Origin of the sequence: Actinomadura montaniterrae, from assembly GCF_008923365.1 — a bacterium.
Classification (GTDB): domain Bacteria; phylum Actinomycetota; class Actinomycetes; order Streptosporangiales; family Streptosporangiaceae; genus Spirillospora; species Spirillospora montaniterrae.
Genome location: NZ_WBMR01000157.1, coordinates 1 through 21590, shown reverse-complemented (window position 1 = coordinate 21590; position 21590 = coordinate 1). Strand labels below are relative to the sequence as shown.

The window sequence follows — 21590 nt, the reverse complement described above, 5'->3', positions numbered from 1 at the left end:
CCCGGCGGCGGCGCGGCGCCCTGCCCGGCTGGGACGCCACGTCCCGCCGCATGGCCGCCGTCCTGGACGGACTCGCTGAGGAGACACCATGACCGCTTTCGCCCCGGCCTGGCTCGCGCTGCGCGAGGAGGCCGACGCCGCCGCCCGCGCCGGCGAGTTGCTCGGCCCGCTTCGCGCGCGCCTGCCCGCCGGCGAACCGCTGGTCATCTGGGACCTCGGCTGCGGCACCGGCGCGCTCGGGCGCTGGCTCGCCCCGCGCCTCCCCGGCCCCCAGCACTGGGTCCTGTACGACGGCGACCCCGCCCTGCTGGAGGAGGCCCGCGCCAACGCCTACCGCACCGCCGACGGCACGCCCGCCACCCTGGAGACCCGCGAGGGCGACCTCGCCGGCCTGCGCGCCGCCGACCTCGTCGGCGCGTCCCTGGTCACCGCGTCCGCGCTGCTGGACGTCCTCACCGCCGGGCAGGTCGACGGGATCGCCGCCGCCGTGTCCTGCCCCGCGCTGCTCACCCTCACCGTCGCCGGACGCGTCCGGATCGTCCCGCATGACCCGCTGGACGCCGAGATCGGCGCCGCGTTCGACGCCCACCAGCGGCGGGACGGGCTGCTCGGCCCGGACGCCGCCGCGGCCGCCGCGACCGCGTTCCGCCGCCGCGGCGCGACCGTCCAGACCCGTCCCAGCCCGTGGCGGCTCGGCCCGGAGCGGGCCGGGCTCACGGCCGAGTGGCTGCGCGGCTGGGTCGGCGCCGCCGTCGAGCAGCGCCCCGACCTCGCCGAACCCGCCGCCGAGTACCTGCGGCGCCGGCTCGCCGACTGCGACGCCGGCCGCCTGACCGCCGAGGTCCACCACATCGACCTGCTCGCACTCCCCGGGGGAACCACGTGAAGCTCCGTCCCTGGCTGCGCGTCGCGGCCGCCCTGGCGATCCTCGCCGGACTGCTGTGGTGGCACAGCACGTCGGCGTTCGTCGCCGCGCTGAAGGCGGTCGACGGGCCGTCCGTCGCGGCGGCGCTGGCCGCCGGCCTGTTCAGCACCGTGTGCGCCGCGGCGCGCTGGCGCCTGATCGCCCGCCGGCTCGGCCTCCCGCTGCCGCTGCCCGGCGCCGTCGCCGCCTACTACCGGGCGCTGTTCCTCAACGCGGTGCTGCCCGCCGGCGTCCTCGGCGACGTGCACCGCGCCGTCAGCCACGGCCACCGCGCCGGGGACGTCGGGCGCGGCGTCCGCGCGGTCGTGCTGGAACGCGCCGCGGGGCAGATCGTCCTCGTGCTCGCGTGCCTGGCCGTCCTGCCGGCCCGCCCGTCGCTGCTGGCGTCGCTGACGCCCGCGCTGATCCCGGCGGCGCTGGTGCTGAGCGTCCTGCTGGCGCTGGCGCGCTGGCGGCACCGCGCCGTCGCCGCCGCGCTCGCGGAGGCCCGCGGCGTCCTCGCGGCCTGGCCCGGCATCGCCGGGCTGTCGGTCGCGGCCCTCGCCGGGCACCTCGCGCTGTTCGTCGTCGCCGCGCGCGCCGCCGGCTCGCACGCGCCCCTCCTCGAGCTGCTGCCGCTGCTGCTGCTGGCGCTGCTGGTCATGGGCCTGCCGATCAACGTCGGCGGCTGGGGGCCGCGCGAGGCCGTGACCGCGCTCGCGTTCGGCGCCGCCGGCCTAGGCTCGGCCGAGGGCCTCACCATCTCCGTCGTCTACGGCGTGCTGACCTTCGTGTCCGCGCTGCCGGGCGCCCTCGCCCTGCTGGTCCAGCACGGCGAGGCAGCTCCCGAACGCCCCGACGAGGCGGGCGAGCGCGTCCCGGCCCTTGCCGGCGGAGGCCAGTGACGGCCGCCCGATGACCCCGGACGCGGTGTAGGCCGCCATCCCGGCCGTCAGCAGGTGCCGCCGGTCGTCGGCGAGGTGATCGGAGCCCTCGTACCCGGGCCGGACGAGTCCGGGGTGCGCGTGCAGCAGGATCGACGTCTCCAGCTCCCCGGCGTGCATGTCGGAGATGCCGGACGTCGCCATTCCGGCGGCGGCCCGCGCGTCCTCCCATTCGTCCATTCCGGGGAACAGCGCCATGTCGCCGCCCGACTCCTGGACCGCGTTCCCGAGGACGTAGTTGCCGCCGTGCCCGCTGACCAGCACCAGCTTCGGCACGCCTGCCCTGCGCAGCGAGTCCGCCACGTCGCGCACCACCGCGTACAGGGTCGCCGCCGAGATGCTGACCGTCCCGGGCCATCCGGCGTGCTCGTGCTCGTGCGAGCAGGAGATCGTCACCGGCGGGAGCACCCGGACCGGGTACCGCTCGGCGATCGCGTCGGCGACGGTGCACGCGATCACCGTGTCCGTGGCCAGCGGCAGGAACGGCCCGTGCTGCTCGAAACTCCCGACGGGCAGCAGCGCCACTCGGGCGTCCCGTTCCTCCGTGCTCGTGTGCGTCGGCAGCATGCGCCCACCCTGCCACGCCCGCGCCCGGCCGGGGGCCGCGGACCCGGCCGGGTGACCTGATCGTCGCGACTCGCATTGCTTATCGTCTTTGTCGTACATGATCAGCATGTCCATTATCTGGGTTTCTGGCGGCGGCAGAAGATCATCGCTTGGGAGTACTCCGACGCGGACTTCACGATCGGCGCCCCACGCTGTCCCCAATGTTTGCGATCAGTGCGACATCAGTCGAATTCCCTCGGGAAATGTGATCAACGAAACGATGTCGGACACCTCCGGCAAAGAACAAGATCACTAGTTCGGGGAGAAGTATGATGACAAGCGCGCGAACCGGCGTGAAGCTCGCGGTGGCCGGTGCGGCGAGCGGCCTGACCCTGCTGAGCGGCGGCGCCGCCCTGGCGGCCACCGCGCCGCACGGCGGCCCCGTCGGCGCCGGCGACATCTGCCGGTACGAGGTCATCGCGCGGAGCGGCCTGAACGTCCACCAGACGCCGCGCGGCAAGCTCATCCCGCCGCCGCTGAAGTTCGGCCTGCACATCGGCGCGGACTGCAAGGCGAGCAACGGCGGCTGGGTCGAGCTGCACCAGGGCGTGCCCAAGAACCAGCTGCACGGCTGGGTCTTCAAGAAGTTCCTCAAGCCGATCAAGCCCACCGGCGGCGCCTCCGCCGGTGCGGGCGGCACCTCCGCCGCGGCGGACCCGATGCTGGCCGGCGCCGGCCTCGGGGCGATCGTGCTGGGCGGCGGCCTCGCCGTCGCGGTCCGCCGCCGCCAGGTGAAGGGCCTCTCCTGACCCGCGCGTCCGGGCCGCGCACCGCGGCCGGCCGACGCACCCGCGCGGTGCCGGCCGGCCGCAGTGCCCTCCGGGGCGCCCGCCTCCCGAAAATGGGGGGAATTTCCGTCCTGGTCCATGCATGAACGCATTGTCGATAATGGCGAGTCTTGTCGCGCGAGATAGGACTGCGCTTTGTCGTCCGACGATGAGATTTTCGATCTGCCGACCGATCGCTATCCCCAACGTTTGCGACCCCGACGGCATGTCCCTAATGCACTAGGGGCAGCTTGATCACGACGAAGTCGGACACCTCCGGCATCAACAAGATCACTAGTTGGGGGAAGAATGAGCTCAAGCGCGCGCACTGGCATGGCGCTCGCGGTCGCCGGGACCGCCGGCGGCCTGATGCTGCTGACCGGGGGCGCGGCCGACGCGGCGACCGCCACGCCGCACCTGGCCGCCGCGCCGAAGATCTGCCGCTACGAGGTCACCGCGAGCGCCCTGAACGTCCGCACCGGCCCGGGCACGAGGTGGGAGACGGTGCCGCCTCCGCTGCGGCACGGCAAGCACCTCGGCGCCGACTGCATCACGAGCCAGTCCGGCTGGCACCAGCTCCGGTCGAACCAGGTCGGCAAGTGGGTCAGCGGCCAGTTCCTGCGCCTGCTCAGCCACAGCGGCCGGAGCTGCCGGTACGTGGTCACCGCGAACACGCTGAACGTCCGCACGGGCCCGAGCACCGGATACGACACCTCGCCGCCGCCGCTCCACCGCGGCCAGCACATCACCGCGGACTGCCGGGCCAGCGAGGCCGGCTGGCGGACGCTCCGCCAGAGCGTTCCGGCGAACCAGGTCGGCAAGTGGTCCTTCGGCGGGTTCCTGAAGCCGATCCGCTCGGCCCGCGGCGGCGTCATGGCCGGTGGCGGCGGTACCGCCGCCGCGTCGTACAACCCGCTGCTGGCCGGGGCCGGCCTCGGCGCCATCGCGCTGGGCGGCGGGGTCGCGATCGCGGCGTTCCGCCGCCGGGCGCAGGGGCTCTCCTGAGCCGATGAGCAAAGCAAGGCGCAGCGGCCGGCCAATGCACCTGTGGTATTGGCTGGCCGCCGTCCTCATCGCGACAGGGACCGCCATGTGCGTCGTCGGGTTCCGGCTGACCGGCCCCGACGCGCCGCCGCAGCCGCCCTCGTCCAACCTGGTGGAGAAGGCGCCCGACGACACGGCGCCGAACCCGGAGCAGGCGCTCTCGCCGTCGCTGCCCGAACGGGTCCGGATCCCGTCCATCAAGGTGGACGCCCCGGTCATCCGGGTCGCCACCAAACCGGACGGGGAGCTGGAGGTGCCGCCGCTCAGCCGCGTCGACCAGGTCGGCTGGTACCAGGAGGGCCCGACGCCGGGTGAGAACGGCCGCAGCGTCCTCGTCGGCCACGTCGACTCCAGGACCAGGCCGGGCGTCTTCTACAGGCTCGGGGCGCTCCGCCCGGGGCGCCGGATCGAGGTCGTCCGCAAGGACGGGACCGTCCCGGCCTTCCGCATCGACCGCATCCAGCGCGTCGACAAGGACAAGTTCCCGACCGGCAGCGTCTACGGCCGCGAGGGGGGCCCGGAGCTGCGCCTCATCACGTGCGGCGGCCGGTTCGACCACGCGCGCGGCCACTACGTCGACAACATCATCGTCTACGCGTCCCTGGTCCCGGGCAGCCAGAACACCGCCCAGAAGGCCCACACCGAACGCTGACCGAGCACCGGCCCCGGTACCCCCGCGGTACCGGGGCCGCCGCACGTCCCCGCACACCCGTGCGACCCTGTCACCGAAGCCCGCCCGGAGAACGACGGAGGCCCGGATGGCACGCGGCTCACTTCGCGACCAGGTGATCGACGACTGCGCGGCCAAGACGGGCGCGGTGGAGGACTACCCCTTCGGCGACGGCGTGGCCGTGTTCAAGGTGGCCGGCCGGATGTTCGCGCTCGTGTCCCTCGGCCCGCCCCCGGGCGCCGTCAGCCTCAAATGCGACCCCGACCTGGCCGTCGAACTGCGCGACCGCCACGCCGCGATCACCCCCGGCTACCACTTGAACAAGCGGCACTGGAACACCGTGACCCTGGACGGCTCGGTCCCCGACGACGAACTCCAGGAAATGATCGACCACTCCTACGCCCTCGTAGTGGCCCGCCTAACCAAAGCCCAACGAACCCAACTGACAAGCTGACCGAACGCCCAGCTAGAGCGCGGTACACAAGTTCACGAGCGGGGGCGTCGGGCGAACGCGCGCCGGAGGACGGGCGTCAACGCAAGCGCACCGGCGGTCGCGGCGGCGAGGAGAGCCCAAGGACGGCGGCGCGAGGGCCGCGGCTCAGGTGGGGGAGCGGGAGCTCGCCGGTATTCCTCGTCCAGGATCTCGTGGAAGCGCCGGGCCCGCTTGCTGCCGGACGTGCTCAGGCGCACTTGGCGGGCCTCCTGCCAGTAGGCGCGGCCGGGACGGCCGCTGAACATCTCGCGGGAGATGGCCCGTAGACGCACCTCGGGGAGGGCCTTGGTCTCGTAGGACATCTGCCACTCGGAGACGATCATGTTGATGTACATGAGCTGGCGGCGCGCCGTGCGATCCTCCCTTTCGGGAACCGGCCCCCACGCCTCGTCCAGCGCGGGGTCGTCCATCGCCATCTTGAGCAACTCGGCGATCGCGATCCGCCGAGCCTCCTCCCGAGCGATCTTCGTATCGTGCGCCTGGAAGATGAGGGTGGAGACGATGCCGATGAGAGCGAGAACGGACAGGAGCGCGGACGCGGCGCCGTAGGTCTGCCCGATGAAGCTCCAGCGCTCCCAGCGGGTCGTCGGCCCGGAGAAGGCTCGCAGGGCCCATGGCGACGCGCCGATGAGACCGATGACGAGGAGCGTGCCGAGGCTGAAGAGGAGTGCGCTCAGCCTGCTCCGGCCCAGGCGAACGGAAGGCATCTACGAACGATAGTTCAGACCGCGGGAGCGGGGAGTGGAGCGACCTCTCGCTCGAAGAAATCAAGGAGGGGCTCGCCCCTCCGGTAGAGGTCGGCTATCTCCGCGGCCGCCGTCCGGATGATGTGGGGCTCTCTGATGCACCGGGCCCCGCATGGCGTCCAATCCGGTAGGTATTGGACTTCGTAGAGGACGCGTTTGCCGATGACGACGACCTCGGGCAGCTGGCCTCGCGATTCGAGTGACGACAGTTCATCGGCCCGCAGCACGCTCAGCTCGAAGCCCTCCTCGGCGAGCATGCGGAGGGCGTGCAGCTCCCAATGCAGGTAGGGGCTCACCGGGTACTCGACCACGCGGACACGGCGGACGCTCAACCCTTGGCGCTTGTTGCGGCGCGCTTCGGCGCGGACGGCTCCCCGGTCCTTCTCCAGAAGGCGAAGGGAGCGTTGCCAGTCCCCGGCGGCGAACGCCTGCCAGCTCGGGTCGTTCAGCTCGCGGAAGACCTGAGAGCGCTCCAGCTTCCAGACCACGCCGGTCAGGTCCTCGATCTGGCGTGCGAAGTCCCGGTGATAGGCGGCATGGTCGAGCACGCCACCGGGAATGGTCGGGATCTTGTCAAGCATCTCGGATGTCCGGTTTTGCGGCGGACAGCAGGCGGCCTGAGATGATCACGAGGCGCTCGTCGGAACCGATGCTCACCCCGGGTGGGAGCCGGTCGCTGTACGCGCTGGTGGCATCGCGGCCGATAACGGCGATGTCGCCGTTGTCCAGCTCCCAGATCTCGGGACAGTCCTGCGTGGTGCGGCTGTCGCCCACGTCGGCGGCCGTCTTGCCGAGTCTCCGCTGGAACTCCGCGCCATGATCGGCTTCCCATGGCCTGGACATGAAGTCGCTCACTTCCAGTAGCCGGTGCTAGTGGGAATATTCTCACCGGCGCGCCGCCCCGGCAAGTCTTGCCTAAATCATCCAGCTAGTACCGGGTTATGGGTATTGGCCGAAAAGGTCGGAGTGTGCGCGTTCACGCCGGCGGCATGAGGGCCCAGATGATTTTGCCTTGGGCGGTGGCGGACGGGCGGGTGCCGGTCTCCTGGGCGTAGGCGGCGATGATCGCGAGGCCGCGTCCACTCACGGCGTCCGCGCCGGCGGAGCGAGGGAGCGGCAGCTCAGGGGCCGGGTCCCAGCATTCGAGCAGGGGCGCGCCGTTGTACGTGGCGATGCGGATCCGGATGTGGCGACCCGGTGCCGCGTTGACGGCGTTCGTCGTGATCTCGCTCATGACGAGGATCGAGTCGTCGATGAGAGATCGCTCGTAACCCCAATGGGTGAGGGCGTAGCGGACGAGTTCGCGAGCGAGGGCGACCGAAGAGCCCACTGCGAGCAGAGTCATCCGTATTTCGTCTGATTTGTGTATTTGGAGGGTCGGAACTCGATCGTCCATGGCAGCCGTCCTGATTTCCGGGAACTTCGCCACAGGATCGGCGCTCGGGAGTTAGCCTGCACTGGATTGCAAAGCATGCAATACGGGAGGAGTCCCGATGACGGTGCGCGAGACGATCGATCCGAACTCGTCCCTCTGGGCCTGGCTGGCCTTCGACCTGTGGTTTCACCGTACCCAGCGCGGCCTTTCGCTGGCGCAGGTGGCGAGCATCGTGAAGGCGACGAGGGGGACCGTATCGAATTGGGAGGCGGGCAGGTACCGTCCCAATGACGATCACATGGTGCTCCTCGATGAGGCATGGAACACCGGAGGGCACTTTCAGCGGCTGATGTACTACGCCCGTACTGGGCACGACCCGGACTGGTTCAAGCAATTCATCCAGTATGAAAAGAGTGCGGACGTCGTCCGGCTCTACCACGGGAAGACGATTCCCCTGCTGGCGCAGACGGAGGACTACGCTCTCGCTCTTCTGCGGGCCGCGGGCCGGATGCGGGAGGCCGAAGCGGAGACCAAGGCGCGGATGAAGCGCCAGGAGATCCTCCTCCGCAAGGAGCCGCCGTATCTGTGGATCCTGCTGGACCAGGAGGTGCTCGAAACGCGCGTCGGCGATCACGCGGTGATGCGGGACCAGCTCGGGCATCTCCTCAAGATGGGGGAGAGCCCGCGCACCATGATCCGCGTCGTGGCCAGATCGGTGGGATGGCATCCGGGCCATGACGGCCCTCTCCAGATCTACAAGATCCGATCGAGGGAGCTGGCTTATGCGGGAGCGCAGATCGGCGGGCGCCTGATCGAGGCCGGTGACGAGGTCGCCACCATCGCGATACGGTTCGAGCAGATCGGGGCGTTTGCCCTTTCTAGGGACGCGTCGAGGGAACTGATCGAGCAGACGATGAGGACCTACGAGTGACCGAGTGGCGTAAGAGCTCCCGAAGTGGCGGTGGCAACGACGACGCATGCGTCGAGTTGGCCCGTCTGGGCGGGTGTATTGGGGTGCGGGATTCCAAGGATCCGGAGGGGCCTCGGCTCGGGGTCAGTGCTCGGGACTTCGGCGGGTTGCTGGCGCGCATCAAGCTCGGAGAGCTGAACCTCGGCGACCGGGCCTCCTGACATCTGAATCGGGGGGGTTCACCAGGCGATCAGGCCCAGGTCGGTGCGGTGCAGGTCGGGGAGGCGGTGGAAGCGGCCGTCGTCCAGGCGGAAGACGGCCCGGTCGCGGCGGGAGCTGACGAGCAGGTGCCGGCCGGTCGCGTCGAGGGTGGTCCGGAAGTCGGTCGGCGCCGCGGGCGCGATCTGACGGGCCGTCATGCTGGCGAGTTCGCGGACGGGAGCCCTGCGGGACCCGTCCCCGATGGGCACGGGCAGCTCCACCACCGCGACGGACTTGAACGTCCCGTCGTCGTCGGTGTCCTCCTTGACGGCCGTGACGGTGAGCCCGTCCGGGGAGAGCCGCAAGGACGACAGGTCCGCGACGCTCTTCAGGACGACGCGGGCGTGGCCCAGGTCGGTGCCGGCCGTGCGGGTGTCGAGCGCGCGCAGGTCGATGCCGATGTCGTTGCCGGGTGTCTCCTCCGGATCCTCGCTGGCGAGGAAGAGGGTGCGGCCGTCCACCGCCCATGCCGGGGACTGCACGAACCCCGGCGAGTCGGCGCTCGGCGGCAGCAGGCGCCATGCCCGGGTGGCGCCGGACGGGGAATCGACGACCGCCACGTCGTCGCCGCTGCAGCCGGCGAGGTTGTTGAAGACGAGTGCGACACGGCTGCCGTCCGCCGTGGCGGCCATCTCGTCCACGATGGTGCCGAACCCGCCGGGCAGGGTCGTCCGGTGCGCCACGGTCCCGTCGCCGCGCAGGGTCACTTTGTCGATGCGGGTGCGGCAGTGGCCGACCTCGTCGGCGAGGAAGGCGGTGCGCCGGTCGGCCGAGAGCGTGAGGGCGGAGTAGTGCCCGGTGCGGGGCCTGATGTCGGCGATCATGCGTCCGGTCCAGGAGTCGAAGACGCCGACGCCGCCTTTCCGGTGGGTGGCCAGGAAGTACGGGGGGCCTTCGTGCGCGCCGAGCGCGTCCGGTCCGCGCAGGGCGCCGCGGAGCGCGACGGTCACGGCCACGACCGTGATCACGGTGAGGACGGCGGCGACGGCGGCGACCGGCACGAGCCGCCGTCCCGCGGGCCGGCGGCGGGCGGCGGGCAGGGTCAGCGGCGGCAGCGACTCGCGCGTCACCTCGCGCGTCTCGGCGGCGGCGGCGTCCTTCAGCAGCCGTTCGATGTTCACGGGGTCTCTCCCAGCATGCGCTCAAGGGCGGTGCGCCCGCGGGACGTGTTGGACCGGACGGTGCCCCGGCTCACCCGCATGACCTGCGCGGTCTCCTCCTCGGACAGGTCGAGGACGAACCGGAGCACCAGCGTCTCCCGCTGCTTGTGCGGGAGGCGGCGCAGCGCGTCGAGGATCTCCTTGCCCTGCTCCAGGTCCAGGACCCGGCTCTCCGCCGACGCGACGGGCGGTTCCTGGGCGCCGAGAAGGCGGCGGTTCCGGCGGCGCAGCACCGACCGGCAGTTGTTGAGCACCGACGACCTCAGGTAGGTCAGGGCCTTGCCGGTGTCCTTCAGCCGCCCCCACCGCCGGTACAGGCCGAGGAAGGAGTCCTGGACGACGTCCTCGGCCGTCTGCCTGTCGCCGACCATCACCAGGGCCAGCCTGACGAGGTCCAGGGCGTGCGCTTCGTACAACTGCGTCACCGCTCTGTCGGGGGAGGGCTCCGCCAGGTCCGGGGGGCCGTCCTGGCGGAAGTTGAGGAGGCTCACGTGGAAGAGACGCGTCCGGGGCGCCGATGTTGCATGGGGGGCCGAACTTTTTCCGGGCGGGCCGTCACCGCTGGAACAGCGACAGCGTGACGCCGCGGACGCGCCAGACGCCCGCCTGCCGGAAGTGCCGCTGGAGGACGTCGACCTTCGCGCGGTCCCGCGGGTCCAGGGACGGGCTGCGCCAGGGCCCCTCCAGCAGCCAGACCCGGGTGGTCGCGGCGCCGGCCAGCCGGCGGCCGATCTCGGACGGGGAGAACTCGGTGCCGCCGAAGTTGCCCGCCTGGGCGGGGGTCCGCCGCAGGGCGATGTCGCGCGTCCCGCGGAACGCGTCCGGGTACGCCTCGGCGATCGACCGCCGGTCCGCCGTGAGGAAGAGGACCGCGTCACCCGGCCGGGCCTCCTGCCGGACGATCGCCGCGGCCCCGCGGAGGTCGTCCCACCAGTTCTCTGGGCGGCGCTGCGCGACCTGGAGGGGTTCCAGCAGGACGGCCATCGCGACGATCGGCGCGATCCACGTCCGGTGGGGCAGCCGGGCGAGTCCCGCGGCGGCCAGGAGCGACACGGCGGGAAGGCTGCCGATCACGTAGCGGCCCGTGTAGAAGGGATGGAACTGGGAGGCCAGCAGCAGCAGCGCCGCGGGCAGCAGCAGCCACGGCACGGCCAGGGCCTGCGGGCCGATCGGCCCGCGGCGCCGCGCCGTGACCAGGCCCACCGCCATGGCCGCGCCGAGCAGGTCCATCACGGTGCGGGGGCCGGTGAACGCCTCGGCCAGGTAGAGCGCGTCGCGCCAGCCCGGGCGCGCCAGCCAGTCCAGGGCGTTGCGCTGCGTCACGGCCAGCGCGATCAGCGGGCTCACGGCGACCACCGCCGACGCCGCGGCGGCGGACCACGGGCGCAGCATCGTCCTGGTGCGGCGCGACAGCAGCAGGGTCGCCAGGTGGGCGGGCAGGATGAGCAGCGCGAACAGATGGACCAGCCCCAGCAGGGCGATGCCCGCGCCGTAGGCGGCGTACCGGCGCCGGGAGCCGCGTTCGGCCAGGTCCACGAACAGGACGGTCAGCCACACGGTGAGCGCCGCGACCAGGGAGTAGGAGCGGGCCTCGTGCGCGTAGTGGCTGGCGAACGGTGCCCCGGCGTAGAGCAGGCCGGCGACGAACCCGGCCGATCCGGACATGATCCTTCGGCCGAGGACGGTGACGCCCGCCGCGGTGGCCGCGAACGCCGCGATCGAGGGGAGCCGCAGCGCGAACTCGCCGGCTCCGAAGAGCTGCACGACACCGTGCATGAACAGGTAGTAGACGGCGTGGACGGCGTCGATGTGACGGGCGCACCACAGGATGTCGGGGGTCGAGCGGCGGGCGATCTCGGACGTGATCGCCTCGTCCCGCCACAGCGGCAGCCGTCCGGCGCCCCAGAGGCCCATCGCCAGCGCCAGCAGGGCGGGCCCCGAGGGAAGGAGCCAGGCCTTCCAGCGCTCTCGCCGCGCCTCCGTGCGTCGGCTCGCGTCTTCGGAGGGCGGGCCGGGGTGCGCGGCGGGGGCCGGGCGATCACCGGGCAGAAGATCCAGTTTGGAGTCCACGCCAAGAGACGCAGGGAACCCCGAACCGTTGCATTTCCCCGCCGCCTATTCGCGAAGGGGCGCGGGTGCCGCTCCTACTCGCAGGCGAAGACCTCGACGGTGGCGCTGCTCAGGGGGTCCAGGTCATTGTGCGCTGGTGGAGGCGTTGGCCGCGGTAGCGGGCGCCGGGGACGAGGCGGGCCGGGCCGTGCTCGGTGAAGCCCATGCGGCGGAAGAACGCGAGCGCGCGGGTGTTCTCGCAGAGGGTCTGCAGGTGGCAGCCGGGGGAGCCGGTGGACCTGAGCCGGTCGAACCAGGCGGTCATGAGGTTCTCGGCGGCTCCGGTCCCGCGTGCCTCGGGGACGAGGTTGATGTGCAGGTGCGCGGGCCATCGGGGGTCCTCGAAGGCCGTGGCCCTGGGGCGTCCGCGGGCGGCGGCCCAGAGGAGGTCCCCGGTGCTGCGCGCGAAGAAGGCGGCGAGGCGGGGGCGCAGCATGAGGCGGTGCCTCCGGATGGCCTCCAGCGTGCGGGCCTCCTCGCTCGGGAGGCGGGACGAGTCGCGGCACCCGGTCAGGCAGCCCACGAGCCGTCCCCCGGACTCGGCGACGAAGAGGGACTCCGGCTCCAGGTCCATGTAGGGGGTGAGGTAGATGGCCGCCTCGGACTCCTCGTGGCCCCACAGGGACGCGGAGGGGGACCCCTCGCGGGCGCGGCCGAACAGGGCGAGCAGCTCCGCCCGGTCACTCTCGGTGAACGGCCGGATCTCCGCCGGAGCGGGGGAATCGGGAGGCCATGCCGTTCCGGTCTGCAGGTAAAGCGGGTTCATGCAAACCCCAACGTCCGGACCCGGCCGGATGACTCCTGGCGATCAACGAGGGGGCCGGCGGACCCGGCCGGTGGCCCGGGGCGGATAGCGTTGGGGGCCTATGAGCGCCACTCTCGTCGTCAAGGACCTCGCGGCCGGGCATGGGGACCGGGCGCTGTTCGACGGGCTCGACCTCGTCGTCGCGCCCGGCGACGTCGTCGGGCTGGTCGGCGGCAACGGGGCCGGGAAGTCGACGCTGCTGCGGCTGCTGGCCGGGCTCGGGACGCCCGAGGCGGGCGCCGTCCAGCTCAGCCCGGCGTCGGCGTCCGTCGGATACCTCCCGCAGGAGCCGGAGCGGCGGCCGGACGAGACCGTCGCGGCGTTCCTCGCCCGCCGGACGGGCGTGGCGCGCGCGCAGGCCGACCTGGACGCGGCGACCGAGGGCCTCGTGGAGGGGCGCGCGGGGGCCGACGACGCCTACGCCGCGGCCCTGGAGCGCTGGCTCGACCTCGGCGGCGCAGACCTGGAGGACCGGGCCGGGGAGGTCGCGGCGGACCTCGGGCTCGGCGTCGGGCTGGACCGGCCGATGACGGCGCTGTCGGGCGGGCAGGCGGCCCGGGCCGGGCTGGCGTCGCTGCTGCTCAGCCGGTACGACGTGTTCCTGCTGGACGAGCCGACCAACGACCTCGACCTCGACGGCCTGGAGCGGCTGGAGCGCTTCGTCACCGGCCTGCGGGCCGGGACCGTGGTCGTCAGCCACGACCGCGAGTTCCTCGCCCGGACGGTCACGAGCGTCCTGGAGCTCGACCTCGCCCAGCACCAGATCAACCTGTACGGCGGCGGATACGACGCCTACCTGGCCGAACGCGAGGTCGCCCGCAGGCACGCGCGGGCGGAGTACGAGGAGTACGCCGGGAAGCTGTCCGCGCTGCAGGAGCGCGGCCGGATGCAGCGGGCCTGGATGGACAAGGGCGTCCGCAACGCGCGCCGCAAGGCCACCGACAACGACAAGGTCGGCCGCAAGTTCCGGTCGGAAGCGAGCGAGAAGCAGGCGGCGAAGGCGCGGCAGACGGAGCGGGCCATCGAGCGCCTCGACGTCGTCGAGGAGCCCCGCAAGGAGTGGGAGCTGCGGATGGAGATCGCCGCCGCGCCCCGCTCCGGGGCGGTGGTGGCGACGCTGCGCGGCGCGGTCGTGCGGCGCGGCGCGTTCACGCTCGGGCCGGTGGACCTGGAGATCGGCTGGGCCGACCGGGTCGCGATCACCGGCGCGAACGGCGCGGGCAAGTCCACGCTGCTGGGCGCGCTGCTCGGCCGGATCGTCCCGGACGAGGGCGACGCGGCGCTCGGCCCCGGCGTGATCGTCGGCGAGGTCGACCAGGCGCGCGGCCTGTTCCTCGGGGACGAGCCGCTGCTGGACGCGTTCGCCGCCGCGTCGGGGCTGGAGCCCGAGGCCGTCCGGACCCTGCTGGCGAAGTTCGGGCTGCGCGCCGACCACGTGCTGCGCCCGGCCGGGACCCTGTCGCCCGGCGAGCGGACCCGCGCCGCGCTGGCCCTGCTCCAGGGCAAGGGCGTCAACCTGCTGGTGCTGGACGAGCCGACCAACCACCTGGACCTTCCGGCGATCGAGCAGCTCGAGTCCGCGCTGGAGTCCTACCCGGGCACGCTGCTGCTGGTGACGCACGACCGCCGGATGCTCCAGGCCGTCCGCACCACCCGCCGCCTCGTCGTCGCGGACGGCCGCGTCGCCGACGACCTGGCCCCGGCGGACCGCTGACGGCTGACCGTCAGGTCACCGTCCTCTCCTCGACGGCGGCGCGGTAGCAGGTCAGCCACCAGTGCGCTGTGAGCCCGACGTGGCCCGGCGGGACGGCCATCGTGCCCGTGGCGGCCGTCAGCGTCTCGTCGTTGGCGAGGTAGCAGACGAACTTGGAGAGCCCTTCCTCGTCGCCGCGGTACGTCCAGTACCAGCTCGACGGCGGGGAGCCGTCGAGGAAAGGCCCCTGCAGGAGCTCCTGGGCCCGCGGCGGGAGGTTCCCCAGCATGCCCCGCGCGTCGGCGTCGAGACCGAGATCGGGGGGCGGCGCGTCCGGCCGGGGCGGTGGCGGCGCGTCGGCGGCGGGACGGTGGATCACGCCGAAGGCCTCCAGCGATCCGGGCACGAAGCGGAACACCGTCACCCGGTGGACGGGGAAGCGCCGGAGCACGAGGCCGGGAACGGCGTGCGCCAGGGCCCTCTCGCCGAGGATCCCCGCGGCCGGGCGGCCGCCGTCACCGCGGTGCTCCTGGGCGAACGACTCGATGGGCTCGCCCGCCGCGTCGGCGAGCCTCCCACGGACCCTGCGGCCGAGGCGGGCCCAGCACTCGTCCTCGGACGCGGCGCCGCCGTCGAAGGTCAGGTCCCCGGGCGGGTGAAGGGGGAACGACGAGCCCATGCCGCCTCCGCACGCTCGGCGTGCCGACAGTGTAGGGCTCAGAGGGCGTCGACGGCCTCGGGGGAGAGGACGTTGGCGAGGACCATGGCGGCGCAGCCGGTGAGGCCGGCGCTCTCGCCGAGGCGGCTCGGCTCGATGCGCAGGCTGCGCGTCGCGAGCACGGTGGAGCGCTGGTAGACGACCTCGCGCAGGCCCGCGATGAGGGGCTCGTCGGCGCCGACGAGGTCGCCGCCGAGGACGACGACGGCGGGATTGAGCAGGTTCACGGCGGTGGCGACGACCTCGCCGATGCGGCGGCCCGCCTCGCGCAGCAGCGCGACGGTGGCGGGGTCGCCGGCGCGGGCCATCGCGGCGAGGGCGGGCAGGTCCGCGGCGGACGAGCGGGCCAGCAGGGCGGTGCCGCCCGCGACGGCCTCGACGCAGCCGGTGTTGCCGCAGCGGCACGGCGCGTCCCCGGCGGCCGGGACGGGGACGTGGCCGATCTCCCCGGCCGCGCCGAGCGCGCCGCGCTGGATGGCGCCGCCCGCGATGACGCCCGCGCCGATGCCGGTGGACACCTTGACGAACAGCAGGTCCTGGACGCCGGGGTGGGCCTGGTGCTCGCCGAGCGCGGCGGTGTTGACCTCGTTGTCGAGGTGGGCGGGGACCCCGAACCGCTCCAGGACGGGCGGGCTGACCTCGACGCGGTCCCAGCGTCCGGCGACGTGCTCGACGGCGTCGGGCACGCCGAGGCCCACGCCCCGGATCGACGCCGGGTCGATGCCGGAGCCGGCGAGCAGGTCGCTCCACTGGTCGAGGAGGCGCGGCAGCGTCTTGCCCGCGGTGACGTCGGCGGGCGGCGCGTCGGACCGGGCGAGGACGCGGCCGGCGAGGTCGCAGACGGCGAGCTGGCCGCGGGACTGGCCGAGGTTGGCGACGAGCACGGTGCCGCCCGCGGCGTTGAACGCCAGGCGGGCCGGCGGGCGCCCGCCGGTGGACGGGCCGTCGGCGCGCTCGACGACGAGGCCGCGCGCGATCAGGTCGGCGACGCGGGACGCGACGGCGGGGCGGGAGAGGCCGGTGACGCGGCCCAGATCGGCGCGGGTGGCGACGCCGTCCTCGCGGATGAGGCGCAGCACGTCGCCGGTCGTGCACGGGCGGGTCACGGGGCGCGGCATCCGGTCAGTCAAGCACGGCCCTCTTCGGTACGTCCAGTTCGCCGAACATATGGACTTTTGTTAGTTGAAGTTCATAAGTCGGCTTGTACGGGTGACCTATGTCTCGATAGTTTGGCGATCTACCGATCCCCCTGGTCTGGAGCTCGCGATGGCCTTGCACCCTGTCTTGGAACGCGTCACACAGCGCATCGCCGAGCGGAGCGCCGCCCGGCGCACCGCCTACCTCGACCGCATCGGCGCCGCCCGCACGCAGGGCCCGGCGCGCGGCGGCATGGGGTGCGCGAACCTGGCGCACGGGTTCGCGGCCTGCGGCGTCCAGGACAAGCTGTGGCTGCGCGGAAACGTCACGCCGAACATCGCGATCGTGTCGGCGTACAACGACATGCTCTCCGCGCACCAGCCGTTGAAGGACTACCCGGACATCCTGAAGGCCGCGATCCGCCAGGCGGGCGGCACCGCGCAGTTCGCGGGCGGCGTCCCGGCGATGTGCGACGGCATCACGCAGGGCCGCGCCGGCATGGAGCTGTCGCTGTTCAGCCGGGACGTGGTGGCGATGGCGACGGCGGTGGCGCTGTCGCACGACATGTTCGACGGCGCGCTGCTGCTCGGCGTCTGCGACAAGATCGTCCCGGGCCTGGTGATCGGCGCGCTGGCGTTCGGGCACCTGCCGGTGATCCTGGTGCCGGCCGGGCCGATGGCGTCCGGGCTGCCGAACGCGCAGAAGGCCAAGGTCCGCAAGCGGTACGCGGCGGGGGAGATCGGCCGGGACGAACTGCTCGCCGCGGAGGCCGCGTCCTACCACTCGCCCGGCACCTGCACCTTCTACGGGACGGCCAACTCCAACCAGCTGCTCATGGAGGTCATGGGCCTGCACCTGCCGGGCGCGAGCTTCGTCCCGCCGGGGACCCCGCTGCGCGACGGGCTGACGGAGGCGGCCGGGCGGCGCGTCCTCAAGCTGACTGACCTCGCGGACGAGTACACCCCGATCGGCGAGGTGCTGGACGAGCGGGCCTTCGCCAACGCGATCGTCGCGCTGCTCGCGACCGGCGGGTCCACCAACCACACGCTGCACCTGGTCGCGATGGCCGCCGCCGCGGGCATCGAGCTGACCTGGGACGACTTCGACGAGCTGTCCAAGGTGACGCCGCTGCTCACCCGGCTCTACCCGAACGGCACCGCGGACGTGAACCACTTCCACGCCGCCGGCGGCACCGCGTTCCTCATCGGCGAGCTGATCGACGCGGGGCTGCTGCACGAGGACGCTCGCACGGTCGGCGGCGCCACTCTCGCCGCGTACCGGAAGACGCCGCGGCTCGACGGCGGAAGGGTCGTGTGGGACGAGGCGCCCGCCGAGTCCGGCGACACCGACGTCCTGCGCCCCGCGGACGAGCCGTTCGACACCCACGGCGGCCTGCACACCGTGTCCGGCAACCTCGGCCGCGCCGTGATCAAGGTGTCGGCGGTCCGGCCCGAGCACCGCACGGTCGAGGCGCCCGCCCGGGTGTTCGAGTCGCAGGAGGCGCTGCAGGAGGCGTTCGCCGCCGGCGAGCTGGACCGGGACGTCGTCGCGGTCGTCCGGCACCAGGGGCCGCGCGCCAACGGGATGCCGGAGCTGCACCGCCTCACCCCGCCGCTCTCGGTGCTCCAGGACCGCGGGTTCCGGGTCGCGCTGGTCACGGACGGACGCATGTCGGGCGCCTCGGGGGCGGTGCCCGCCGCGATCCACGTGTCGCCGGAGGCGGCGGCGGGCGGCCCGCTCGCCCGCGTCCGCGACGGCGACGTCGTCCGGCTGGACGCCGACAAGGGACTGCTGGAGGTCCTCGTCCCGGACGAGGAGTTCGACGCCCGCATCCCGGGCGGCGCGGCGCCGTCCGCCGAGGAGTGGACCGGCACCGGACGCGAGCTGTTCGACGTGTTCCGCCGCTCGGTCGGCGCGGCCGAACTCGGCGCCGGGGTGTTCGCGTGAGCCGGGGTCCCGAAGCGGGCACGGCGTGGCTGGTCGCCGACGTCGGCGGCACGAACGCCCGCTTCGCCCTCGTCGACGGCCCGGACGGCGCCCCGGAGCGGGTCGAGTCGCTGCCCACCCGCGACCACGCGGGGCTCGCCGAGGCCGCCGCCGCCTACCTCGAACGGCACGCCCCCGACGTCCGGCCGACGGCCGCGTGCCTGGCGGTGGCGGGTCCCGTCACCGACGGCACCTACCACCTGACCAACGCCGGCTGGCCGAAGGGCACCGCGGAAGGGGTGCGCGAGCACCTCGGGATCCCGCACCTGGAGATCCTCAACGACTTCGAGGCGCTCGCCCTCGCGCTGCCCCGCCTCGGGCCGGACGACCTCGTCCCGATCGGCCCCGCCGGCGACCGCCCCGCCGGGGCCGCCCCGCTCGCGGTGCTCGGCCCGGGCACCGGGCTCGGCGTCGCCGGGCTCGTCCCGACGCCCGCCGGATGGGTGCCGCTGGCCGGCGAGGGCGGGCAGGTCGACGTCCCCGCCGCCACCGACCGGGAGCTCGCGGTCGCGCGGCTGCTGCGCGCCGAGCACGGCACGTCCCGCGCCGAGTCCCTGCTGTCCGGCGCCGGCCTCGCCCGCATCCACCGCTACCTGGCGATACTCGACGGTGTGAAGGCCGAGCCGCTGGACCCCGCGCGGATCTGCGCCCACGGCGACGACCCGCTCTGCGCGGAGGCCGTCGCGATGTTCTGCGCGCTGCTCGGCTCGCTCGCCGGGAACGTCGCGCTGACCCTCGGCGCCCGCGGCGGCGTCCACCTCGGCGGCGGCATCCTGCCGCGCATCGCGGGCGCGCTGCACCGCAGCGACTTCCGCGCCCGCTTCGAGGCGAAGCCGCCCGTCGAGGACTACCTGCGTCCCGTCCCGACCTCGCTGATCGTCCACCCCGGCCCGGCCCTCGTCGGCGCCGCCGTCCGGCTGGCGCAGACCCCGGCCGCCCTGGAACCCCTGGAGCACGCATGAACACCGAAGAGCTGTTCGGGCTGGCGCCCGTCGTCCCGGTCGTCGTCCTCGACGACGCCGACCACGCGGTGCCGCTCGCCCGCGCCCTGGTCGACGGCGGGCTCCCCGCGATCGAGGTGACGCTGCGCACGCCCGCCGCCGTCGAGTCGATCGAGCGGATCGCCGCCGAGGTCCCGGACGCCGTCGTCGGCGCGGGCACGGTCGTCACCGCGGGGGACGCGGAGCGGTCGCTGAAGGCGGGCGCGCGGTTCCTCGTCAGCCCCGGCTGCACGCCCCGGCTGCGGGCCGCGATGGCGGACACCGGCCTGCCGTTCCTGCCGGGCGTCTCCAGCGCGTCGGAGGCGATGGCGCTGCTGGAGGAGGGCGTCACCGCGATGAAGTTCTTCCCGGCCGAGCCGGCCGGCGGCGTCCCCTACCTGAAGGCGCTCGGCGGGCCGCTGCCGCAGATCACGTTCTGCCCGACCGGCGGGATCCGGCCCGGCAACGCCGCCGACTACCTCGCGCTGCCGAACGTCGGCTGCGTCGGCGGCACCTGGCTGACCCCGTCCGACGCCGTCCGCGCAGGGGACTGGGACCGCGTCCGCGCGCTCGCCGCCGAGGCCGCGGAACTCCGCCCGGCCTGATGTCACGTTCGCGGGTCTCCCTCCCGTCTCCTGGGCAGGAGCGACAACAAGGGAGGCCCGCGATGGACAGCACGAACATCCGCGAGACGCTCGACGGCCTGGCGCGCCAGCGCACCGTCCTGCTGACCACCTACCGCAAGGACGGAACGCCGGTCGGGACGCCGGTGAACGTCGTCGTCCGCGGCGACCACGCCTACTTCCGCACCTACGACAAGGCGTACAAGGCCAAGCGGATGGCCCGCAACCCCGAGGTCGAGGTCGCGCCGAGCACCTACAGGGGCAAGGTCACCGGCCCCGCGGTACACGGCCGGGTCCGGCTGCTGAGCGAGGAGGAGGCGAAGCCGATCCGCCGGATGCTGGCGCGCAAGCACCGCTTCCAGCAGGGCTTCGCCGTCCCGCTCGTCCACCGGATGAAGCACTACAAGACCCTGCACTACGAGCTGACGCTCGACGCGTGACCGCCGCCGCGGTGCGGGCAGGGCCCGGCGCCGAGCCCTGCCCCGCCCGCCGCCGGGACGAGGTCCATCCGCAGCCGCCCGCAGGCGCAGCGGCTCCACACGACGACGCCGTCACTGGTGAGATGCCGGGAAAGGATCCTGCCTCGCTGTGTCATGACCACAGTCTGCTCAGACCGGAACGTTGCCGTCCATTTCACATTTCCGCGGTCATCTGTGCAAAATGATTGCATGATCGATCTGCGGCGGCTGCACATGCTCCGGCTCGTCCACCAGTACGGGACGGTCACCTCGGCGGCGGACGCGCTGCACCTCACCCCGTCCGCCGTCTCCCACCACCTGCGGGAACTGGCGCGCGAGCTGAAGGTGCCGCTGCTGGAGCCGCAGGGCCGCCGCGTCCGGCTCACCCCGGCCGCGCTGCTGCTCGTCGAGCATGCCGACGGCATGCTCGCCCGGTGGGAGGAGGCGCTCGCCGACCTCGAGTCGCACCGCGCCGGCGCGTCCGGGCCGCTGCGCATGTGCGGGTTCCCCACGGCGGTCGGCGGCCTGATCGCCCCCGCCGCCGGCGCGCTGCTGCGCGCCGATCCGGCCCTCGCCGTCGAGATCCGCGAGTGCGACACCGACGTGGCCGTGGGCCTGCTCGCGGCCGGCGAGACCGACGTCGCGGTCATCGAGCCCACCGAGGACGCGCCGCCGCCCGGCGACCCGCGCTTCGACCGCGAGCCGCTGATGGCGGAGGCGCTCGACCTGATCGTCCCGGCCGGGCACCCGCTCGCGGGACGGCGCGGCGTCCGGCTGGAGGACGCCGCGGGCGAGGCGTGGATCAGCGTGCAGGGCTGCGTCCACCACCAGCAGGTCATGACCTACTGCGCGGCGGCGGGGTTCACGCCCCGGATCGCGCACAACGCCACCACCTGGGCGGTGATCTGGGCGCTGGTCAGCAACGGGCTCGGCATCTCGCTCGTGCCGCGGCTGGCGGACGGCCCGGCCGACCAGCCGGTCGTGCGCGTCCCGCTGTCCGGCGACGCGGTGCCGACGCGGCAGGTGCTGACCTGCGTGCGGCGCGGCAGCCGCGCGAACCCTCTGATCGTCCGCGCCCTCGCCGCGCTGCGCGACGCCGTCCCGTCCCGCTGCGCCCGCCTGCCCGACCGCTCCGCCGCCTAGGCCCACCCGCCGGCGGCCGCCCGCAGGACGCCCATCCGGGACGCCCGGCGGGCGGCAG

The 21590-nt window shown here is 73.4% G+C and carries 25 protein-coding genes and 1 pseudogene; 14 read left to right on the top strand and 12 right to left on the bottom strand.

All coding sequences use genetic code 11. The annotated features are described in order from the left end of the window. The first annotated feature begins 88 nt into the window (after window positions 1-88). Together F9B16_RS36160 and F9B16_RS36155 are read left to right on the top strand one after the other, a co-directional pair. A complete protein-coding gene (locus F9B16_RS36160) occupies window positions 89-886 on the top strand; it encodes a class I SAM-dependent methyltransferase (RefSeq protein WP_151544723.1) in 798 nt (265 codons plus the stop codon). Continuing rightward, window positions 883-1653: pseudogene (locus tag F9B16_RS36155) on the top strand (lysylphosphatidylglycerol synthase transmembrane domain-containing protein); the annotation flags it as partial. The gene F9B16_RS36160 and the pseudogene F9B16_RS36155, both read left to right, overlap by 4 nt. On the opposite strand, the gene F9B16_RS36150 reads toward F9B16_RS36155, so the two are convergent. Further along, on the bottom strand, window positions 1642-2415 hold the full coding sequence (locus F9B16_RS36150) for a creatininase family protein (protein ID WP_151544722.1): 774 nt from the start codon (window positions 2413-2415) through the stop codon (window positions 1642-1644). The pseudogene F9B16_RS36155 and the gene F9B16_RS36150 sit on opposite strands and share 12 nt — an antisense overlap. A gap of 311 nt (window positions 2416-2726) precedes the next feature. On the opposite strand from F9B16_RS36150, the gene F9B16_RS36145 reads away from it, so the two are divergent. The 4 genes from F9B16_RS36145 (at window position 2727) to F9B16_RS36130 (ending at window position 5389) form a co-directional block, all read left to right on the top strand. After that, on the top strand, window positions 2727-3203 hold the full coding sequence (locus F9B16_RS36145) for a hypothetical protein (protein ID WP_151544721.1): 477 nt from the start codon (window positions 2727-2729) through the stop codon (window positions 3201-3203). A gap of 327 nt (window positions 3204-3530) precedes the next feature. Further along, window positions 3531-4226 carry an SH3 domain-containing protein gene (locus tag F9B16_RS36140; RefSeq protein ID WP_151544720.1) on the top strand — a complete coding sequence of 232 codons (696 nt, stop codon included), beginning with the start codon at window positions 3531-3533 and terminating at the stop codon, window positions 4224-4226. Window positions 4227-4230: 4 nt separating this feature from the next. After that, window positions 4231-4917 carry a class F sortase gene (locus F9B16_RS36135; protein WP_151544719.1) on the top strand — a complete coding sequence of 229 codons (687 nt, stop codon included), beginning with the start codon at window positions 4231-4233 and terminating at the stop codon, window positions 4915-4917. 106 nt (window positions 4918-5023) lie between these two features. Then, window positions 5024-5389: an MmcQ/YjbR family DNA-binding protein gene (locus F9B16_RS36130; RefSeq protein ID WP_151544718.1), complete on the top strand. Its 366-nt coding sequence runs from the start codon at window positions 5024-5026 to the stop codon at window positions 5387-5389. Window positions 5390-5421: 32 nt separating this feature from the next. Here the strand turns inward: F9B16_RS36130 and F9B16_RS36125 are convergent, their stop codons facing one another. The 4 genes from F9B16_RS36125 to F9B16_RS36110 form a co-directional block, all read right to left on the bottom strand. Further along, a complete protein-coding gene (locus F9B16_RS36125) occupies window positions 5422-6135 on the bottom strand; it encodes a DUF6082 family protein (protein WP_151544717.1) in 714 nt (237 codons plus the stop codon). Window positions 6136-6149: 14 nt separating this feature from the next. Further along, on the bottom strand, window positions 6150-6755 hold the full coding sequence (locus tag F9B16_RS36120) for a DUF6879 family protein (protein ID WP_151544716.1): 606 nt from the start codon (window positions 6753-6755) through the stop codon (window positions 6150-6152). Beyond that, window positions 6748-7017 carry a hypothetical protein gene (locus tag F9B16_RS36115; RefSeq protein WP_151544725.1) on the bottom strand — a complete coding sequence of 90 codons (270 nt, stop codon included), beginning with the start codon at window positions 7015-7017 and terminating at the stop codon, window positions 6748-6750. Before F9B16_RS36115 ends, F9B16_RS36120 begins: the two co-directional genes overlap by 8 nt. A gap of 133 nt (window positions 7018-7150) precedes the next feature. Then, on the bottom strand, window positions 7151-7570 hold the full coding sequence (locus F9B16_RS36110; protein WP_151544715.1) for an ATP-binding protein: 420 nt from the start codon (window positions 7568-7570) through the stop codon (window positions 7151-7153). Window positions 7571-7667: 97 nt separating this feature from the next. Between F9B16_RS36110 and F9B16_RS36105 the strand changes: the two genes are divergently transcribed. Both F9B16_RS36105 and F9B16_RS36100 read left to right on the top strand, forming a co-directional pair. After that, window positions 7668-8480, top strand: coding sequence for a helix-turn-helix domain-containing protein (locus tag F9B16_RS36105; protein ID WP_151544714.1), 813 nt, complete (start codon window positions 7668-7670; stop codon window positions 8478-8480). Continuing rightward, entirely contained in the window at window positions 8477-8680 is a 204-nt protein-coding gene (locus F9B16_RS36100; protein ID WP_151544713.1) for a DUF397 domain-containing protein, read from the top strand. Before F9B16_RS36105 ends, F9B16_RS36100 begins: the two co-directional genes overlap by 4 nt. A gap of 18 nt (window positions 8681-8698) precedes the next feature. On the opposite strand, the gene F9B16_RS36095 is transcribed toward F9B16_RS36100, so the two are convergent. The 4 genes from F9B16_RS36095 to F9B16_RS36080 all read right to left on the bottom strand — a co-directional run bounded on the left by F9B16_RS36095 (window position 8699) and on the right by F9B16_RS36080 (window position 12755). After that, window positions 8699-9841, bottom strand: a complete 1143-nt coding sequence (locus F9B16_RS36095) for a hypothetical protein (RefSeq protein WP_151544712.1) — start codon at window positions 9839-9841, stop codon at window positions 8699-8701. Further along, entirely contained in the window at window positions 9838-10371 is a 534-nt protein-coding gene (locus F9B16_RS36090) for an RNA polymerase sigma factor (protein ID WP_151544711.1), read from the bottom strand. The genes F9B16_RS36095 and F9B16_RS36090 overlap by 4 nt, the downstream gene beginning before the upstream one ends. 64 nt (window positions 10372-10435) lie before the next feature. Continuing rightward, on the bottom strand, window positions 10436-11950 hold the full coding sequence (locus tag F9B16_RS36085; RefSeq protein ID WP_151544710.1) for a glycosyltransferase family 39 protein: 1515 nt from the start codon (window positions 11948-11950) through the stop codon (window positions 10436-10438). Between the two features lie 109 nt (window positions 11951-12059). Further along, on the bottom strand, window positions 12060-12755 hold the full coding sequence (locus F9B16_RS36080) for a GNAT family N-acetyltransferase (RefSeq protein WP_151544709.1): 696 nt from the start codon (window positions 12753-12755) through the stop codon (window positions 12060-12062). Between the two features lie 100 nt (window positions 12756-12855). Between F9B16_RS36080 and F9B16_RS36075 the strand changes: the two genes are divergently transcribed. Beyond that, window positions 12856-14508, top strand: a complete 1653-nt coding sequence (locus F9B16_RS36075; RefSeq protein ID WP_151544708.1) for an ABC-F family ATP-binding cassette domain-containing protein — start codon at window positions 12856-12858, stop codon at window positions 14506-14508. 10 nt (window positions 14509-14518) lie between these two features. Here the strand turns inward: F9B16_RS36075 and F9B16_RS36070 are convergent, their stop codons facing one another. Continuing rightward, the gene (locus F9B16_RS36070; protein ID WP_151544707.1) at window positions 14519-15166 is read right to left on the bottom strand and encodes a hypothetical protein; all 648 of its coding nucleotides are present in this window, start codon (window positions 15164-15166) and stop codon (window positions 14519-14521) included. Between the two features lie 38 nt (window positions 15167-15204). After that, entirely contained in the window at window positions 15205-16323 is a 1119-nt protein-coding gene (locus F9B16_RS36065; protein ID WP_151544706.1) for an ROK family transcriptional regulator, read from the bottom strand. 148 nt (window positions 16324-16471) lie between these two features. Here F9B16_RS36065 and edd point away from each other — a divergent pair, with 148 nt between their 5' ends. The 4 genes from edd to F9B16_RS36045 all read left to right on the top strand — a co-directional run bounded on the left by edd (window position 16472) and on the right by F9B16_RS36045 (window position 20371). Beyond that, entirely contained in the window at window positions 16472-18289 is a 1818-nt protein-coding gene (edd, locus tag F9B16_RS36060; RefSeq protein WP_151544705.1) for a phosphogluconate dehydratase, read from the top strand. Continuing rightward, complete coding sequence (glk, locus tag F9B16_RS36055) at window positions 18286-19290, top strand: glucokinase (RefSeq protein WP_151544704.1); 1005 nt, start codon at window positions 18286-18288, stop codon at window positions 19288-19290. Before edd ends, glk begins: the two co-directional genes overlap by 4 nt. Then, complete coding sequence (gene eda, locus F9B16_RS36050) at window positions 19287-19913, top strand: bifunctional 4-hydroxy-2-oxoglutarate aldolase/2-dehydro-3-deoxy-phosphogluconate aldolase (protein ID WP_151544703.1); 627 nt, start codon at window positions 19287-19289, stop codon at window positions 19911-19913. Before glk ends, eda begins: the two co-directional genes overlap by 4 nt. A 62-nt stretch (window positions 19914-19975) precedes the next feature. Next, the gene (locus F9B16_RS36045) at window positions 19976-20371 is read left to right on the top strand and encodes a PPOX class F420-dependent oxidoreductase (RefSeq protein WP_151544702.1); all 396 of its coding nucleotides are present in this window, start codon (window positions 19976-19978) and stop codon (window positions 20369-20371) included. On the opposite strand, the gene F9B16_RS36040 is transcribed toward F9B16_RS36045, so the two are convergent. After that, window positions 20347-20526, bottom strand: a complete 180-nt coding sequence (locus F9B16_RS36040) for a hypothetical protein (RefSeq protein WP_151544701.1) — start codon at window positions 20524-20526, stop codon at window positions 20347-20349. The two genes, F9B16_RS36045 and F9B16_RS36040, sit on opposite strands and share 25 nt — an antisense overlap. Window positions 20527-20599: 73 nt before the next feature. Between F9B16_RS36040 and F9B16_RS36035 the strand changes: the two genes are divergently transcribed. Further along, on the top strand, window positions 20600-21532 hold the full coding sequence (locus F9B16_RS36035) for a LysR family transcriptional regulator (protein ID WP_225992240.1): 933 nt from the start codon (window positions 20600-20602) through the stop codon (window positions 21530-21532). Window positions 21533-21590: the final 58 nt, after the last annotated feature.